Annotated in this window: 11 protein-coding genes; all 11 read left to right on the top strand. The window is 62.6% G+C overall.

What is annotated here, in order from left to right:
• Positions 1–16 precede the first annotated feature (16 nt).
• The 11 genes from S7S_RS17995 to S7S_RS18995 all read left to right on the top strand — a co-directional run bounded on the left by S7S_RS17995 (position 17) and on the right by S7S_RS18995 (position 16,172).
• Entirely contained in the window at positions 17–6,859 is a 6,843-nt protein-coding gene (locus S7S_RS17995) for an Hpt domain-containing protein (protein ID WP_008734654.1), read from the top strand.
• Positions 6,856–7,884 carry a chemotaxis protein CheB gene (locus S7S_RS17990; protein ID WP_008734655.1) on the top strand — a complete coding sequence of 343 codons (1,029 nt, stop codon included), beginning with the start codon at positions 6,856–6,858 and terminating at the stop codon, positions 7,882–7,884. The genes S7S_RS17995 and S7S_RS17990 overlap by 4 nt, the downstream gene beginning before the upstream one ends.
• Positions 7,885–7,914: 30 nt before the next feature.
• Entirely contained in the window at positions 7,915–8,370 is a 456-nt protein-coding gene (locus S7S_RS17985) for a chemotaxis protein CheW (protein ID WP_008734656.1), read from the top strand.
• Positions 8,357–9,361, top strand: coding sequence for an MBL fold metallo-hydrolase (locus tag S7S_RS17980; protein WP_008734658.1), 1,005 nt, complete (start codon positions 8,357–8,359; stop codon positions 9,359–9,361). The genes S7S_RS17985 and S7S_RS17980 overlap by 14 nt, the downstream gene beginning before the upstream one ends.
• Positions 9,362–9,367: 6 nt before the next feature.
• Entirely contained in the window at positions 9,368–10,351 is a 984-nt protein-coding gene (locus S7S_RS17975; protein ID WP_008734660.1) for a lysophospholipid acyltransferase family protein, read from the top strand.
• 25 nt (positions 10,352–10,376) lie between these two features.
• Positions 10,377–10,916 (top strand): cytochrome b, encoded by a 540-nt coding sequence (locus tag S7S_RS17970; RefSeq protein ID WP_008734662.1) that lies wholly within the window; start codon positions 10,377–10,379, stop codon positions 10,914–10,916.
• Between the two features lie 187 nt (positions 10,917–11,103).
• Positions 11,104–11,838, top strand: a complete 735-nt coding sequence (locus S7S_RS17965) for a hypothetical protein (RefSeq protein ID WP_008734663.1) — start codon at positions 11,104–11,106, stop codon at positions 11,836–11,838.
• Positions 11,839–11,886: 48 nt separating this feature from the next.
• The gene (locus tag S7S_RS17960) at positions 11,887–12,300 is read left to right on the top strand and encodes a hypothetical protein (protein ID WP_008734665.1); all 414 of its coding nucleotides are present in this window, start codon (positions 11,887–11,889) and stop codon (positions 12,298–12,300) included.
• A 100-nt stretch (positions 12,301–12,400) separates the two neighbouring features.
• Positions 12,401–12,706, top strand: coding sequence for a hypothetical protein (locus S7S_RS17955; protein WP_008734666.1), 306 nt, complete (start codon positions 12,401–12,403; stop codon positions 12,704–12,706).
• A 229-nt stretch (positions 12,707–12,935) separates the two neighbouring features.
• Positions 12,936–14,249, top strand: a complete 1,314-nt coding sequence (gene traF, locus S7S_RS17950; protein WP_082027771.1) for a conjugal transfer protein TraF — start codon at positions 12,936–12,938, stop codon at positions 14,247–14,249.
• 111 nt (positions 14,250–14,360) lie between these two features.
• Positions 14,361–16,172 carry an S-layer homology domain-containing protein gene (locus tag S7S_RS18995; protein ID WP_008734668.1) on the top strand — a complete coding sequence of 604 codons (1,812 nt, stop codon included), beginning with the start codon at positions 14,361–14,363 and terminating at the stop codon, positions 16,170–16,172.
• The last annotated feature ends 19 nt before the right edge of the window (positions 16,173–16,191 follow it).

Raw genomic sequence — 16,191 nt, 5'->3', positions numbered from 1 at the left:
TTTCGCAGGAGCGTTCATGGCGGAGCGGCACGACTATCTGGCACTGGACTGGGTCAAGGGAGAAATCCAGGAGACCCTGAACCAGGCCCAGCAGGCCCTGGAAGCCTTCGTGGAAAACCCGGAGGACTCTTCGCGCATGCGTTTCTGCCAGACCTATCTGCACCAGGTGTACGGCACCCTGCAGATGGTCGAGTTCTACGGCGCGGCACTGCTCGCCGAAGAAATGGAGAAACTGGCGCAGGCGCTGCTGGAGAACCGCGTCGGCGCGACACAGGTGCGCGATGCGCAGGAAACGCTCATGCGCGCGATCCTGCAACTGCCGCCGTATCTGGAGCGCATCCAGTCCAGTCGGCGTGACCTGCCACTGGTATTGCTGCCGCTGCTGAATGACCTGCGCGCCGCGCGTGGCGACACGCTGCTCTCCGAAACCTCCCTGTTCAAGCCCGATCTCGAAGGCGGCAGCGCCGGCACCGGCGCCATCGCACCGGCGGCCAGTGATCCGAATTTTCCGCAGCTTGCACGCAAGATTCGCCAGATGTACCAGGTGGCGCTGCTGGGTGTGCTGCGTGGGCAGGACATGCCGCAAAACCTGGCCTACATGGCAAAAGTGTTCAACCGGCTGGAACAGATCAGCGGCCAGGCCGCGCGCTTGCCATTGTGGCAGGCCGCTGGCGCCCTGGTAGAAGCGCTCACCGCTGGCGCACTGGATATCGGCACCTCGGTGAAACAAGTGCTCGGGCATCTGGATCGCGTACTGCGCGATGTGGCTGCTGACGGCGCCGCGTTACTGGCCGAGCCACCACCGCGCGATCTGTTGAAAAACCTGCTTTATTACGTGGCCAAGAGCAGCGCCGACACGCCGCGCATCCGGCAGGTGCGCGAGCGCTTCCGTCTGGACGAAGCATTGCCCTCTGAAGAACTGGTCAACGAAGAACGGGCGCGCATGAGCGGCCCGGACCAGGCGGCGATGGGCTCCGTAGTGCAGGCGCTGTCGGAAGAACTGACCAAAGTGAAAAGCGCGCTGGAAGTGTTCGCCCAGCAGAACAGTGCTGCCCCGGCGGCGCTGCGCGAACAGGGTGTGACACTGAAGCAGGTGGCCGATACCGTCGCCGTACTGGGCCTGGGCCAGCCACGCCGGCTGCTGGAAGAACAGCTTCAGGTCATCGAGGCGATGGCGGCAGGCGAGGCGCCGGTTGAGGCCGAAACACTGATGGAAGTGGCCGGCGCGCTGCTGTATGTGGAAGCCACGCTGGCCGGTGTGTCCGGCGAACGCCGTGCGCGTACCGGGCAGATCAATCAGGTGCCGGATCACGTCGGCAAGGCGCGCGAAGCCGTGATACGCGAATGCCGCGCCGGGCTGGAAGAAGCCAAGGACGGTATCGTCGAATTCATCGCCTCCCAATGGGACCAGAGCCATCTGGCCAAAGTGCCGGCGCGCCTGGATGCCGTGCGCGGCGGGCTGCAGGTGATCCAGCTCAACCGTCCGGCGCTGGTGTTGCGCCAGTGCGTGGCCTACATCAGCCAGCGCCTGATTGGCGACGATGCCGTGCAGCCGGACTGGCGCAGCATGGACACGCTGGCGGATGCGATCACCAGTGTCGAGTACTACCTTGAGCGCCTCAGCGATGACCCGGACACCAGTGACGACATCCTCGAACTGGCCCGCGACAGTGTGGCGGCGCTCGGGTTTGCGCTGGAGGATGCCGAGTTCGGTGAACCTGATGATGAAGTCGAGGTAGAAGACATCACGGTCGATGCCGTGCCCGCCGACGCCACCGGGACAGCGCCGCGCGTCGCTGATGCGCCGGCACCGGAGCTGGAATTTGCACTCGATGACGACGCCCACAGCGACACCATCGAGGCGCTGGATGCACTGGGCGGTGAAGGTTTTGAAGTCAGCGAAGATGACGAAGAACTGCCACCGCTGACCACGGCACCCGCAGCCGGTGCCCGTGACGATGACAACCTGATCGACGACGAGATCATCGAAATCTTCGTTGAAGAAGCTGGCGAAGTGCTGGATGCACTGAACACCTATTTCCCGCGCTGGGCGATGAACCAGCACGACCAGGAAGCACTGGTGGAATTCCGCCGCGCTTTCCACACCCTGAAAGGTTCCGGCCGCATGGTCGGCGCCGGTACGGTCGGTGAGCTGGCCTGGTCGATCGAGAACATGATGAACCGCGTGATCGACAACAGCATTGTCGCCACGCCGACACTGATCGAGCTGGTGCGCACTGTGCACGGCCTGATCCCGGAACTGGTCAACGCCTTCGCCAATGGCCAGGACGACCCCTACGACGTGACACCACTGCGTGATGCCGCCGATGCCCTGGCGCGCGGCGACAGCCTGAGCGTGGTCCCGTCCGTGGGTGGTGCCCAGCCGGTCGCGGAAAGCAGCGTGGCGGCCAGTGACGATGATGACGCGGTGGAAGAACTGACGCTGACGTTGCCGGAAGAACACGCGGCGCCGGCGCCGTTGGAGAGCGAGCCGGATATCGAGGACATCGCGTTTGACGTGCCCGAGCCGGACGCGGGCGCCGATGAAGACACCTCCTGGCATCTGGACGTCGATGACGTCGAGGAAATCAGCTTCGAGGCCAGCGCGTTCGACAGCGGCGCCGCGACAGACGCCACCGACCCGGTGTTGCTGGATATTTTCCGCAACGAAGGCGAGTCCAACCTGGCACTGATCCGTGACTGGCTGCACCAGCTCGACGACGACATTTCCGAACACCCGCTCGACGACAGCGTGCATCGCGCCCTGCATACCCTCAAGGGCAGCGCCCGCATGGCGGAGATCGAAGCCGTGGCCCGCGTTGCCGAGCCGGCGGAAAAATTCGTCAAGGACATGATCAACAACAACGCGTTGGCCAATCGCGATGTGATTGCCCTGCTGGAAGACGTGGTCGCGGTGATCAGCGGCGGTTTCCAGGCGCCGCACCCGATGATGCCGCCACTGGCGGGCACCGAGCCCTTGCTGGCACGTATCGCCATGGCACACGAGGCGCTCAGCCATGTCGCCGACCGGGGTGACCAGCACATCCTGTCCGTGTTCCTGTCCGAGGGCATGGATCTGATCGTCGATGCCGATCACCTGCTGGAACAATGGGTGGCGGGTGATCAGAACCCGGCCACGCTGATACCGCTGCGCGACGAACTGACGTTGCTCGGCGGCAGCGCCGAGACCGCCGGCCTGCTGGAAATCAGTGCGCTTGCCAACGTACTGGCCGATGGCTACACCGCCATCATCGAACAGCGCCTGCACTGCGATGATCATTTTGTCGAGCTGGCCCAGCAGGCGCACGAAGCGCTGATGACAATGATGGACTTCCTGGCTGCCGGCCAGACCGTGCGCCCGACACCGGAACTGGTACAGGCGCTGCGCGATCTGCTGGAAGACAAACCCGAGCCGCCCGATGACGGCCGTCCGGTGGCTGACACGGTGGCTGACTGGCCGGTGCCCGCCGCACCCGATGTCACAGACGCCGACACCGCGCCGCTTGCAGACGACGGTGGCCGGGACGCGGACCCGGAGCTGGTGGCCCTGTTTCTGGAAGAGGCCGGCGAAATTCTGGAATCGGTGTCCGAAAGCCTGGACGCCTGGGAGCAGGGCGGTGACCTCACCGCCGTGACGGTGCTGCAACGCGAGCTGCACACGCTGAAAGGCGGTGCCGGCATGGCGGGTATCGGCGCCATCGGCGAACTGGCCCACGAGCTGGAAAACCTCTACGAAGGCGCCACACAGGAACGCCTGCAAGCCAGCCCTGCGTTGTTCGCGTTGCTGCACCGGTGCCACGACCGCCTGAGTGACATGGTCGACGCGCTGGGCCGTAGCGACACACTGTGGACGGCACCGGACCTGATCGAGGCCATTCGCCGTTACATGGCCACCGGCGATGCCGCCATGCCGGACGAGGCGATATCGCCGGCACCACCCGCTGCCGCACCGGCCACGCTCGAACATGCCGCCGCATTGTCCGCCGAACCCGCCACTGAGGAAGCTGCGCCGCTGGTACAGCGCGACAGCGAGCTGGTGGAAATTTTCCTGGAAGAAGCCGACGAAATTCTCGAATCCGTCGCCGCGCGCCTGGACGCCTGGATGGCGGCGCCGGACAACCTGATCGAAGTACAGTCCCTGCAGCGTGACCTGCACACCCTCAAGGGTGGCGCGCGCATGGCAGAAATCGCCGAACTGGGTGACCTGGGCCATGAGCTGGAAAATCTCTACGAAGGGCTGGCACAGGGCAGCCTGAAAGCCGAGCCGGTGCTGTTCGAACTGCTGCATCGCTGCCACGACCGGCTGGCCGATATGGTCGAGGCGGTGCGCGCCGGCCGCGCTGGCACGCCAGCACCGGAGTTGATCGCGGCCATTCACGACTATATTGCCGACCCGGCCGGCTTCAGCCTGCCGCAACAGGGCGACGCGGTGCCGCGTGTACCGGCTACGCCGGCAGCACCGGCACCCGTGGAAATCGACGGCCAGCCTGTCGCTACCGAAGACCTGATCGCCGCCGACGCCGATGTGGAAATCCTGCAGATCTTTATCGAGGAATCCGGCGAGCTGTGCGAACTGATTGACGAACATATCGGCGCCTGGCGCGAGACACCGGGCAGCAGCACCCACCCGGACGAGATCAAGCGCGCGCTGCATACCCTGAAAGGCGGTGCACGGCTGGCGGGCCTGAAAGCGCTGGGCGATGCCAGTCACGAGTTTGAGCAGCACTTGCTGGAAAATATTCCGCGTCACCAGTTGCCGGGTGAGGCATGGTTTGCCTCGCTGCACCGCTGGCAGGAACGCATTACCACCTTGATGGAGGCGATTCGCGCCGCCGTGCCGAAACCGCCGATCCGTTCAGCCCTGCCGGAACCGGTGGTGACGGAAGCGCCTGGCACCGCCATGGCCGAACCGGCCCCGGTGATGGACGCGCGCCTGCGCCGCGAAGAACGTCTCAAGCGCCAGCAGCAACCGCAGGAAATGGTGCGGGTGGCGTCCGAGCTGCTGGAAACGCTGGTGAACCTCGCCGGTGAAACCAGTATCAACCGTGGCCGGGTGGAACAGGGTATTTCCGAGTTTTCCGCGCACGTGGAAGAGATGGGCAACACGGTAGAACGTCTCTACGAGCAACTGCGTCGCCTGGATGCGGAAACCGAAGCGCAGATCATGTCCAATTACAAGCAGGGGGTGGAGACCGGCCAGTACGCCGAGGATTTCGACCCGCTGGAAATGGACCAGTATTCCGAACTGCACCAGATCACCAAGCAGTTGTCGGAATCCGCGTCTGACTTGCTCGACCTGAAATCCACCCTGCTGGACCGCACCAAGGACACGGAAACGCTGCTGCTGCAACAGGCGCGCATCAACACCGAGCTGCAGGAAAAACTCATGCGCACGCGCATGGTGCCCTTTGCCCGGCTGGTGCCGCGATTGCGCCGCGTCGTGCGGCAGGTGTCCGGCGAAATCGGCAAGCGCGTTGAGTTCGATGTGATCAACCCGGAAGGCGAACTGGATCGTACCCTGCTGGAGCGGGTCGTGGCGCCGCTGGAGCACATGCTGCGTAACGCCGTGGACCACGGTATCGAAGACCCCGCCGCGCGCAGCGCGTCGGGCAAGGACGACACGGGTCGCGTCACGCTGGAGCTGGGCCGTGAGGGTGGCGAAGTGGTGCTGGTGCTGTCGGATGATGGCAAGGGTATCGATACCGACGCCGTGCGCCGCAAGGCCATCGAGCGCGGCCTGATCGACGACGCCGCGCAACTCAGTGATCAGGAAGTGCAGCAGTTCATCTTCAACGCCGGCTTCTCCACGGCGGCGAAAGTCACGCAGATCTCCGGCCGTGGCGTGGGCATGGATGTGGTCGCCTCCGAGATCAAGCAGATGGGTGGCTCGGTCACCATCGACTCACGCAAGGGCCAGGGCACGCGTTTCGTGATCCGGCTGCCGTTCACCCTGGCCATGAACCGCGCGCTGATGGTGCGTGTCGGTGAAGACAATTACGCCATTCCGCTGAACCAGATCGAAGGGATCGTGCGTATCAGTCCGTACGAACTGGAGGCCTACTTCGATGCGGACACCACACCGTTTACCTACGCCGGCCAGCAATACGATTTCGAGTACCTGGGCAACTTCGTCCACGGCGTGATCAAACCGCACCTGGAAAACCAGATCATGCCGCTGCCGGTGCTGCTGATCCGCTCGTCCGAACATACCGTGGCGGTGCTGGTGGATGGCCTGGTCGGCTCGCGCGAAGTGGTGGTGAAATCCGTTGGCCCGCAGCTGGCCACCGTGGCCGGCATCAGCGGCGCCACCATTCTTGGTGATGGTTCGGTGGTGATCATTCTGGATATTCACTCGCTGATCCGTGCGGCGCACATGCAGCGTCAGCACCAGGCCGTGGAAGAACGCCGTGCCGTGCAGCTGGAGCAGTACGAGCGTCGCCAGCAGGCCGAGCGCGAGCGCGCCGCCCGCGTGCCGGTGGTGATGGTCACCGATGACTCGGTGACGGTGCGCAAAGTGACCACGCGCCTGCTGGAGCGTAACGGCTTCGAAGTCATCACCGCGAAGGACGGCATGGACGCCATCGCCACGCTTGAAGAGCACCGGCCGGACCTGATGCTGCTGGACATCGAGATGCCGCGCATGGACGGTTTCGAGGTGGCCATGCACGTGCGCCACGATGCGCGCCTGCAGGACGTGCCGATCATCATGATCACCTCGCGCACGGGCGAAAAACACCGCGACCGCGCCTTCGATATCGGCGTCAACGCCTACATGGGCAAGCCGTTCCAGGAAAACGAACTGCTGGCCACCATCAATGAACTGCTGGCGCAGACGCGGGATACCGCAGGCACATCATGACGCCGGCCAATCCGCGTATCGGCATCATTGCGGACACCAGTCTGCAGTGCCATCTGCTCTCCTCGGCGGTGCGCGGGCACGGTTACGACGTGGTGCTGGCCACCGACCCCGGCAACCTGGAGCCCGACTGGCTGGCGCGCAAGCCGGACCTGTGGGTGGTGGACCTGACGCACGAGGATCGCTGGCAGGTCTTCCTCGACACCCTGCTGGAACAGGCGGCCGTGCCGATCCTGTTCTGCGACAACCAGGCGCCGGCAAAGATTGCGCCGGAGTACCCGCGCTGGGAGCGGCGCCTGCTGGCCAAGCTGCTGGACTATGTGGGCAAGCCGCGCATTCGCGAGGAACTGGCCACCCTGGCCCCCGATAATGTGCGCGCCCGGGGCGAGGCGGTGCAGGCACCGCAGGAATTCCATGCCCTGCCGCAGGGCGATGCGCCGGACCGGGTCTGGGTGCTGGGCGCCTCGCTGGGTGGCCCGGCGGCGGTGAAACTGTTTCTGGACTGCCTGCCACCGGAGTTGCCGGTCGCGTTTTTTCTGGCCCAGCATATCGACGGCGGCTTTCTCGACACCCTGGCCAAAGTGCTTTGCCGCGACAACGGCTTCACCTGTCAGGTGGGGCATGACGGCAGTGCCCTGCGCCATGGTACGGTACTGATCGCGCCGGTGGAGTACGCGGTCACTTTCACCGGCACCGGCCGCGTCTGCTCGATGGGCAAGCCCTGGGACGGCCCTTACGCGCCGTCCATTGACCAGGCGATCCAGAATGCGAGCCTGAGTTTCGGCCCGCGCGCTGGCGCGGTACTGTTCTCCGGCATGGGCAACGATGGCAGCATCGCTGCACCACAGATGGCCGCCCGCGGCGCGCCGGTGTGGGCACAGAGCGCAGAAAGCTGTGCAGTCAGCAGCCAGCCGGACGCCGTGCGTGACACCGGCTGCGTGACCTTCAATGGCGCACCGGACGTGCTGGCCAGGCAACTGGTGGAGCGTGTGCGCCGCGAACTGCGCAGCGCCGCCAGCGCCGGATAACCCACAAGACACCCGAAGGCAGGAATCGACATGGCCGAATTGCCCACAGAGATCACCAGCTTGCTGATCCCGATGCAGGGGCGCCCCTGGCTGCTGCCGAATATCCTGGTGGCAGAGGTGATTGCGCTGCGCCAGCCGGATCGCCCGGGGCATGGCTCCGAATGGCTGCTTGGCTGGCTGAACTGGCGTGATGTGGACCTGCCACTGCTGTCCTTTGAGCGCCTGAATGAGTCCGGCCAGGTGATCATCGGCGAAGAGGCGCGTATTGCCGTGCTTAACAGCGTCACCGGCAAGCTCGGCTTCTATGCCGTGGTGGTGCAGGGCATTCCGCGCCAGGTCAAAGTCAACGGCAACGATCTGGTGGAAGAGCCGGTGGAAACCGGTCCGGCAGAGGCCATGTACATTCAGCTTGGCGGCGACCTGGCAGTGATCCCGGACCTGGACGCTATCGAACAGGCCGTGGCAGGTCTGCATGCACGGGGTTGACCGACAGCGGCTGGCGCAACTGGCGCTGCGACAGACCCTGCATAAAGGCCGCTTCTACAATCTGGACCGCATTCCGGGTCATGGCCTGCGGGATTTCCTGCGCTGGCAGCGCGAAAGCCGTGGGCGTTTCCCCGGCGGCCAGCGTTTCCCGGTGCAGCCCCCGCCCGACGACCTGCTGCATGGCAAGGCAGAAGAGCCGCGCCTGACCTGGATCGGCCATGCCACCTTCCTGTTTCGTCACGGCGACACGAACCTGCTCACCGACCCGGTGTTTTCAGAGCGCGTCAGCCCGGTGCAATGGGCCGGCCCAAAGCGCTACACACCGCCGGCCCTGACCGTCGACCAGTTGCCACCGATCCACAAGGTGCTGATCTCGCACAACCATTACGATCATCTGGACCTGCACAGTGTGCGCGCCCTGCATGGCCGTTTCGGCGAACAGATTACCTGGTACGTGCCCGAAGGGGTGGGTGACTGGTTCCGCAAGCGCGGTATCCACAACCTGGTCGAACTGGGCTGGTGGCAAAGCGCGCCACACGGCTGCGGCGAAGCCTTCTTCGTGCCCGCACAGCATTTCAGCGGCCGCACCGGCACCGACCGTAACCGTTCGCTGTGGGGTGGCTGGATCATCGATATCGATGGCTTCCGGCTCTACTTTGCCGGCGACACCGGCTATGGCAGTTGCTTCAGCGATATCGGTGACGTGTTCGGCGGTGTCGATCTGGCGCTGCTGCCCATCGGCGCCTACGCACCGCGCTGGTTCATGCAGCCGGTGCACGTGAACCCCGAAGAGGCGGTGCAGATACACCTGGATGTGAAAGCACGGCGCTCCGTGGCCATGCACTGGGGCACCTTTGTGCTCACCGACGAGCCCATGGACGAACCACCGCTCCAGTTGCGTGCGGCGCTGGAGACGCGCGCGCTCGACCCGGCGGACTTCCTTGTGCTGCAACATGGCGAGACAATAGCCGCCCGCGATACCCGTACCTGAGAAACCATGTCCGACGACAACAACAACGCCCGCCAGCAACAATGGATGCTGAATGCCCTGCGACTGTTCGGCCGCCTGCCGCTGGGGTTTGTCACCCGTTTCGGCGCCTTCGGCGCCTGGCTGATTTCCTGGCTGCCGCTGAGCATGGCCGGTGCCTACCGCGTGGCACTGGTGAATATCCTGCTCTGCTACCCGGAGCTCAGCTACCGCGATGCCGCCCGCCGTGCCCGCCGCGCCCTGACCGAAACCGGCCGCACGCTGGCGGAATTCACCCACGTCTGGACGCGCCCGCCGGCGGAAACCCTGCGCCGTGTGCACGCTGTCAAAGGCATGGAGGCACTGCGCGACGCCTATGCCAGTGATCGCCCGGTGCTGCTGCTGACCCTGCACCAGTCAAGCTGGGAAATTCCCAACCTGCTGCTCGGCCCGGAAGGTCCGATGACAGTGTTTTACCAGACCAGCGCCAGCGACGCGTTCAACGACGTGGTCACCCGGGCGCGCGAGGGCACCGGCAGCACACTGGTGCCGGCGGATGCACGCGGCATCAAGGCGGCCATCGCCGCCATGGGCCGCAACGAGGCCGTGGCGATCCTGGTGGATCACACGCCGCACGGCAGCAATAACCCCTGGGTGCCGTTCTTTGGCCACCCGGTGCGCACCTCCAACCTGCCCCACAAGCTGATCAGCCGCTACCACCCGCACGTTTTCTACGTCGGCTGTCATCGCCGCAACGGCCCGAACGATATCGAGGTCTACATCGAGCCGGCACCGGAGGCGATTCACAGCGCTGACGAACACACCTGCCTGGCCGCGATGAACGACGGCCTGGCCACACTGATCAGCCGCTACCCGGACCAGTACCACTGGGTTTACAAACGCCTGCGCCACAGCCATGGCCGCAAGCGCCAGTTTTATCGTGCTGATGTGGTACCGTATTTGCGGGACGCTCGCCGTCGCAATGGCACATTGAAGGTGGACGAGCTGCCCTGACACGGATCGACAGGGGAGAACAACAATGACACTGCGCAGCACCGACACCCGCTGGGGTGCCCTCAACAAACTCTTTCACTGGAGCCTGTTCCTGCTGGTGGTGGCGATCATCGTCGCCGTGAACATGGCCGAAGCCCAACCCAGGGGCAGCGATGCCAAGGCCTGGTGGATGGTGGCCCACCGCAGCCTGGGCCTGACCGCGATGCTGGTCATGCTGGCCTGGGTCCTCCTCAAGCCCTGGCTGGGCCGCCCCCATCCCTACGGCGCCCTGTGGCAGACGCGGCTGGCTGCACTGACGCACTGGGGCATGATCCTGCTGATCATCGGCATGCCTATTGCCGGTTTGCTGATGTCGCAATTCGCACAGAAGCCGGTAAGCGTGTTCGGCTGGTTCGAGATTCCGGTGGTGCTGGCGGAAAACGAAAAGCTGGCCGGGATCATTTATGAAATGCATACGCATGTGGCGGCGCCGATACTGGTGGCGCTGGTCGCACTGCATATTCTGGGTGCCCTCTGGCACCATCTGTTCGACAAGGATGACACCCTGAAAAGAATGATCCGGTAAGCGAGCACGGGCGCTTGCCCGTGATGCCGGGGTCTGCGTCATGAGGTGACGTTTCCAGGCCATAAGGATAAAAAACTTCTGTCCTGGCATAGGTCAGAAAAAAGGCGGCTATCGTCGGTATTTGCCCTCCCTGATCACCATGCAGGGCAGGGGTTGTGCCATCCACAAGGAAGAGGGAGGAAGGGGGATGAAGACTTTCAGCGTAATGGCGAAAGACGAACAGGGACGTACCGGGTTGATCCGGGTGTCCATTAACGAACTGCGCCAGGAGGGCGAGCTTGAATGGCCGCCGGAAACCTCCGCACTGATAAAAATGACCGTGTTGGAGAGCCGGGACCAGATCCAGTGCTGGGTAAAATGGCCTTCCTTCAATGTGCGTTGTGTCATCTCATCCGGTGAAACCGGCGGCAGGACTTTTCTCCATATCGATCTTGCCGGCACGCGCCGCTCATATGAAATGGAGGCGGCTGACCGGCAGGCGTTTCTGGCATTTGTTGCAGGGCTGGCATTGCCGGCGGCGGCTGTGGTGCGCGAAGGGGAGGCTGACTCTCACCAGTCAGAGGATGATTTCCTCCAGGCCGGCGAGCTTGGCTTGACGCATGTCTCACTGTTTCTCGGGAAGCGACCAGCGGCCAGTGTCGAGATGGATTTCATGAATGTGGTCATCAATGGTGTGAGTGTCAGCCTGCCGCCGCCGTCTCCGATACCGTCAGATCAAGGCATTTTTGTCCCTGTTGGCTTCTACCCGTCGGGCGAGACGATAACCATCGGCTGGGAATTTGAGACGCGCTACGTGCATGCGCCTGCGACGGTGCTGGTGGGTATCTTCCGGAACCAGTCCCTCCAGAACAGAACACTTATGGCCACCCTGAACGTGGAGATGTTTGAACGGTACGCCGGGGTGTCGAGCGTGAAAGTCTGATGCGCCGGCCAGCAAGGCGGTGTTGATAAGGATATCAAGGAGAAGGCAATGACCGATGAGCGGATCGACCTGAAGGCTCCCTGGCTGGCGGGAAAAATATTTGCGCTTAATGATGCCGGCACGGAACTGGCGGCACCGCCTGCCGATCACATTGTGCTGTCAGGCCCTGAGAAGGGTGTGGTTGACGAAAACCTGCGGTGTGAACTGTCGGGTTGTGACCGCAAGGTAAAGGTGTCGGAAGAAGGGAATGCCAAGTACGCATGGTACTACCTGACCAATTCGGCCGACACTTACGTCGGGGTGACCATCGAGCGGCGCTGGGTGTACGACGGGCAGCTCAGGAAAGACACGGTTCGCCACCGCCTGTATCCCGGGCAGCACAAGGAAGTGTTCAGTTTTCCGAGAAACCAGAGCCCGGTCTGCTGCATCCTGGCCTGCGCTGCCGAACCGGATCAGTCCTGAAAAACGGAACGGTCCGGAAACATGTCAGAGGGTGATATAAATGCGGTTGTGGTGGTGTGGGCTGTGCATGACAGTGTCCGGCTGCGTGTCGATGTCAGCCATGAAAGAGGCTGTCTATCCTGAGCTGGCCGAGCTTGAACTGTACCGGCAGGGCAGCGAGATATTCTGTGCCGAGCCGGCATTTCTGGCATGCGCTAACCTTTCTCGCCAGGCGTGCAATGAGGAAGGGCGCGGTTACACGCATGACTGTATTGTTGCCGCCAAGGCCGGGCAGGGCGAGATAGCAGGCCAGGCTGGCGCCGAAGCCATGATCGAACGGTTTTCTTCCTGTATGGCCAACAGAATGTTGGCGTCCCGTCATTCATCAGAGATGGAGCACTGCTTCGACGGCATAGCGCAGCACTAGAAATGCAAAGGCCCGATACGGTGCGGTGAAGACATCGGGCGAAAGAACGTATACCGACCCAGTCCCGATCGGGCATGCCCCGAACATCCGCTTTATCCGCAGACCGTCTGTCCCCTGAAAAGGGGGCAGTTTGTCGCCATGACGCCCGGCGGTTTCCGGTTGTTGTGTGATTTTCCTCTCGTTTATACTCGGCCCACTTTATTGGGGTTGTTTCATCTTGGGGGTATTCATGTTCACACGGTCACTCGTGGCGGTGGCTATTGCCACGGCTTCAGTTTCTGCTGCTGCCTTGCCGGGGGCGGCGGGTAAAGGTCCGAACGTGACCTACGGTTACAGCGGCCATGGCGTCAACCTGCACAGTCTGTCCAACAATCCTGCCCAGGGCTTCTATGTGATGCCTGAGGAAGACCGCTTCCGCATGGGAGTGGCCGGCAGCATCAGCGTCGGTTACGAGATGGGTGAGGTCGACAACTTCCTGGATCGCCTGGATGATATTCTCGACGATCTGGAGCGTGACGACATCGGTGTTGCCGAGGGCATTACACTCGCCAACGAAATGAACGATGTGCTGGTGCAGATGGGGCGTGATGGCTACGCACGGATCAACACCGGTCTGCAGGCGCCACTGACGCCGATTGCCTTTCGTACTTCTCTGGGCACGTTCAGTGTCTCCATCGAAGCTGACGCAGAAGTGAAAGCCAGCGTGCTGGACGATGCTGTCGTCTACGACGCCGTCAATCAGGAACTGAGAACCCGCTCCTCCCTGTACCTGAAGTCAGCCACCTTTGCACAAGTGGGTGTGGGCTGGGCGAAAGAGCTGTGGAAGGACGAGGGTCAATCCCTGGTGGGCGGGGCGCGGCTGAACATTATCAACGGTGCTTTCAGCAAGCAGGTGATCAACCTGAAAGCGGCCGCCACCAACCCGGACGATGATGATATTGGCGACATTATCTCCGACCAGTACGACACCAATGAAAAGAAAAGCACCAACATCAGTATTGATCTTGGCGCCATTTACCGGATCAACAACTGGAGTGCCGGCCTGACGCTGAAGAACATTAACGAGCCAGAGTTCGATTACGGCGCCGTGGGCCAGAACTGTGCGTCGCTGCCGGGCGGATCGCAGGAGTACGCCAACTGCATGGCTGCAGATTACTTTGCACAGAATGGCCGTATTTCCGCCAGCGAGAAATGGGTGATGGCCAGCCAGGCCACTGTGGATGGCAGTTACAGCTTCAACAACGGTCGTGGCATGGTCGGCTTCAGCTATGACCTGACCGATGTGAATACGCCCACCGGCGATCTGCAACAGATGCTGTCGCTGATGACCGCGTACCAGTCACCGAAAATCTGGCTGCCGGGCGTCCGTGCGGGCTATCACACCAACCAGAAAGGCAGTCAGCTTTCCAGTGTCAGTGTCGGGCTGACCTGGTTCAACCGCCTGACCTTTGACGTGCTGATGGGGCTGGAAGACACCGAAATCGATGGTGACAAGTTGCCGCGTACCGCAGCGGTCAGCCTGGGTTGGCAATCCCGTTTCTGAGATGGGCGCCGGGCACAACAGATGTCCGGCATACACACAGCGTTGAGTCTGGAAACTGTCAGGGCATCATAAAAGCGTGCTGTCCTGAACAAGGAACGAATTGGGGGACGTATGACTGCATACAAGAAATGGGCACTGGTGCCGATGGTCAGTGCCATGCTGGTGGCCTGCGGTGGTGACAGTAGCCAGGACGGCGGCAATGCGCCGGTGACTGGCACGGAAGGCCGCGTCACGCTGGCGGGCGGGCTGGCGAACGCCACAATTTTCGTGGACCTGAATGACTCGTCCAGCCACGACGAGGACGAGCCGATCGGTTACACCGACAGCCAGGGCTTTTTCGGCTATAACCCGGTCACGCATACCAACTACTGCAAAAGCCAGGACCTGACCCTGCGTCAGCATTGTCTGCGCTTGCCGTCGCTGTCCAACCTGCCGGATGACGTCACGCTTTTCTACTTTGGCGGCGTCAACCTGGTGACGGGCCAGCAGAATGAAAAGGTCTACCGTTACCATGTGCAGGTAGACCAGCTGCGTGGCCAGGATCTGGACCTGAACGCGGCGAAGGCAGCGGTGTCGGCGGCGGCCGACAGCCAGGACGGGCTCGATATCCTGTACAGCATCATTGATGCCTTTTATCAAAAATACATCACCACGCCGGTCGGTTTCGCCGCCCGCAGCGCGGTGCCCTACGCCTCGGACAACCTGTCGGCGCAGGAGAAGTTCGATGCGCTGGTCGAGGCGGGCATTTTTGAGGGGATGGACGACGGCAGTGCTGCACTTGATGAGGGCATGACACGTGCGCAACTGGCCAGCGTCATGCAGCGTCTGCTGGGCCTGGATCAGGAACCCCCTTCACAGAGTCCGTTTGCCGATATTTCATCAAGCGAGTGGCAGTTCGGGTACATTGCCGGCCTGGGGGCCAGCTTTGAAGACATCAACGGGGGCACCTTCACGCCACCCGGCGACGTAACGATGGAACAACTCGCCGCCATCATGACGCGTGCCCTGGGCTTGCAGCCGGTTGACCAGGCGGTGCCCGGCCAAGTGTCCGACTGGGCGCAGCAGTATGTCCAGGCGGCCGTGAATGCGGGCCTGATCAACGGTGGGCTGGATTACAGCTCGCCAGACATCCGCTCTCAATTGGTGCTTGCCAGTTATGAGGCTTACTCGTTCCTGGAACCAGAGGCCGATCCGCAACTTGAAAACCAGGTCTCGTCCGCGTTGCTCGATTTTATCGAAACACTGCTGACCAACAGCAGCCTGAACGACAGCTTCAGCGAAACGGAATTCAACAGCCTGCTGGATGGCATGGAGGCGTTGATCGCAGACGCCACCGAGAACGGCCAGCACCTGAACGTGGACACACTGCGTCAGTTCCTGCTGGATGAAAGCCGCGACTGGACCAACTGGGATGCCGGGGACTTTGACGCCCTGTTGCTGGACGCTGCCTTCTTTGATGCCACGATGGATTTCCTGCAGGGCAAGGTGCTGGATATCCATTACTCCGATCCGGCCAAGGGCGAAGGCCGCCTGCAATTGCTGTTGTCCGCCGGTGAGGCATCGGCCATCACTGCCGGCCGGCTGCAGGCCTGTGTGCGCTACGAAGAAGCGGGCGTGCCGGACAGCGAGCAGCGTTTCAAACAGCCGCTGTATGTTTCTGGTGACTGGCGCCGCATCAACGACAACTCCATTCTGCTGAACATGCAGTTGCTGCCGGGTTATACCGACTCACGCGTGCTGCAACTCGACTGGACCCAGGTCACCGTGGACCCGTCGGACATGAACACGCTGCGGTTCGACATGACTGACGAGCTGGAGGACTGGAGCTTCGATGTGCTGCCGACAGTGCCTTCGGCCTGGGCAGTGATGGACGATAATCGCGATGCAGCGAACGCGTCCTGTGCGCTGTTTCTGGCTGACTGACGCAGCCTGGCATTGAGAC

Source organism: Isoalcanivorax pacificus W11-5, from assembly GCF_000299335.2.
Taxonomy (GTDB): domain Bacteria; phylum Pseudomonadota; class Gammaproteobacteria; order Pseudomonadales; family Alcanivoracaceae; genus Isoalcanivorax; species Isoalcanivorax pacificus.
Note: the sequence above shows the minus strand (reverse complement) of the source record. Positions and strands in the feature narration are given on the sequence as shown.

Bases quoted from the DNA above. Each gene is read 5' to 3' on its own strand.
- S7S_RS17985 (WP_008734656.1), top strand. From the start codon at position 7,915: ATGGCCGAATTGCCCACAGAGATCACCAGCTTGCTGATCCCGATGCAG.
- S7S_RS17975 (WP_008734660.1), top strand. From the start codon at position 9,368: ATGTCCGACGACAACAACAACGCCCGCCAGCAACAATGGATGCTGAAT.
- S7S_RS17965 (WP_008734663.1), top strand. From the start codon at position 11,104: ATGAAGACTTTCAGCGTAATGGCGAAAGACGAACAGGGACGTACCGGG.
- S7S_RS17960 (WP_008734665.1), top strand. From the start codon at position 11,887: ATGACCGATGAGCGGATCGACCTGAAGGCTCCCTGGCTGGCGGGAAAA.
- S7S_RS17995 (WP_008734654.1), top strand. From the start codon at position 17: ATGGCGGAGCGGCACGACTATCTGGCACTGGACTGGGTCAAGGGAGAA.
- S7S_RS17955 (WP_008734666.1), top strand. From the start codon at position 12,401: ATGAAAGAGGCTGTCTATCCTGAGCTGGCCGAGCTTGAACTGTACCGG.
- S7S_RS17980 (WP_008734658.1), top strand. From the start codon at position 8,357: ATGCACGGGGTTGACCGACAGCGGCTGGCGCAACTGGCGCTGCGACAG.
- S7S_RS18995 (WP_008734668.1), top strand. From the start codon at position 14,361: ATGACTGCATACAAGAAATGGGCACTGGTGCCGATGGTCAGTGCCATG.
- S7S_RS17990 (WP_008734655.1), top strand. From the start codon at position 6,856: ATGACGCCGGCCAATCCGCGTATCGGCATCATTGCGGACACCAGTCTG.
- traF (WP_082027771.1), top strand. From the start codon at position 12,936: ATGTTCACACGGTCACTCGTGGCGGTGGCTATTGCCACGGCTTCAGTT.
- S7S_RS17970 (WP_008734662.1), top strand. From the start codon at position 10,377: ATGACACTGCGCAGCACCGACACCCGCTGGGGTGCCCTCAACAAACTC.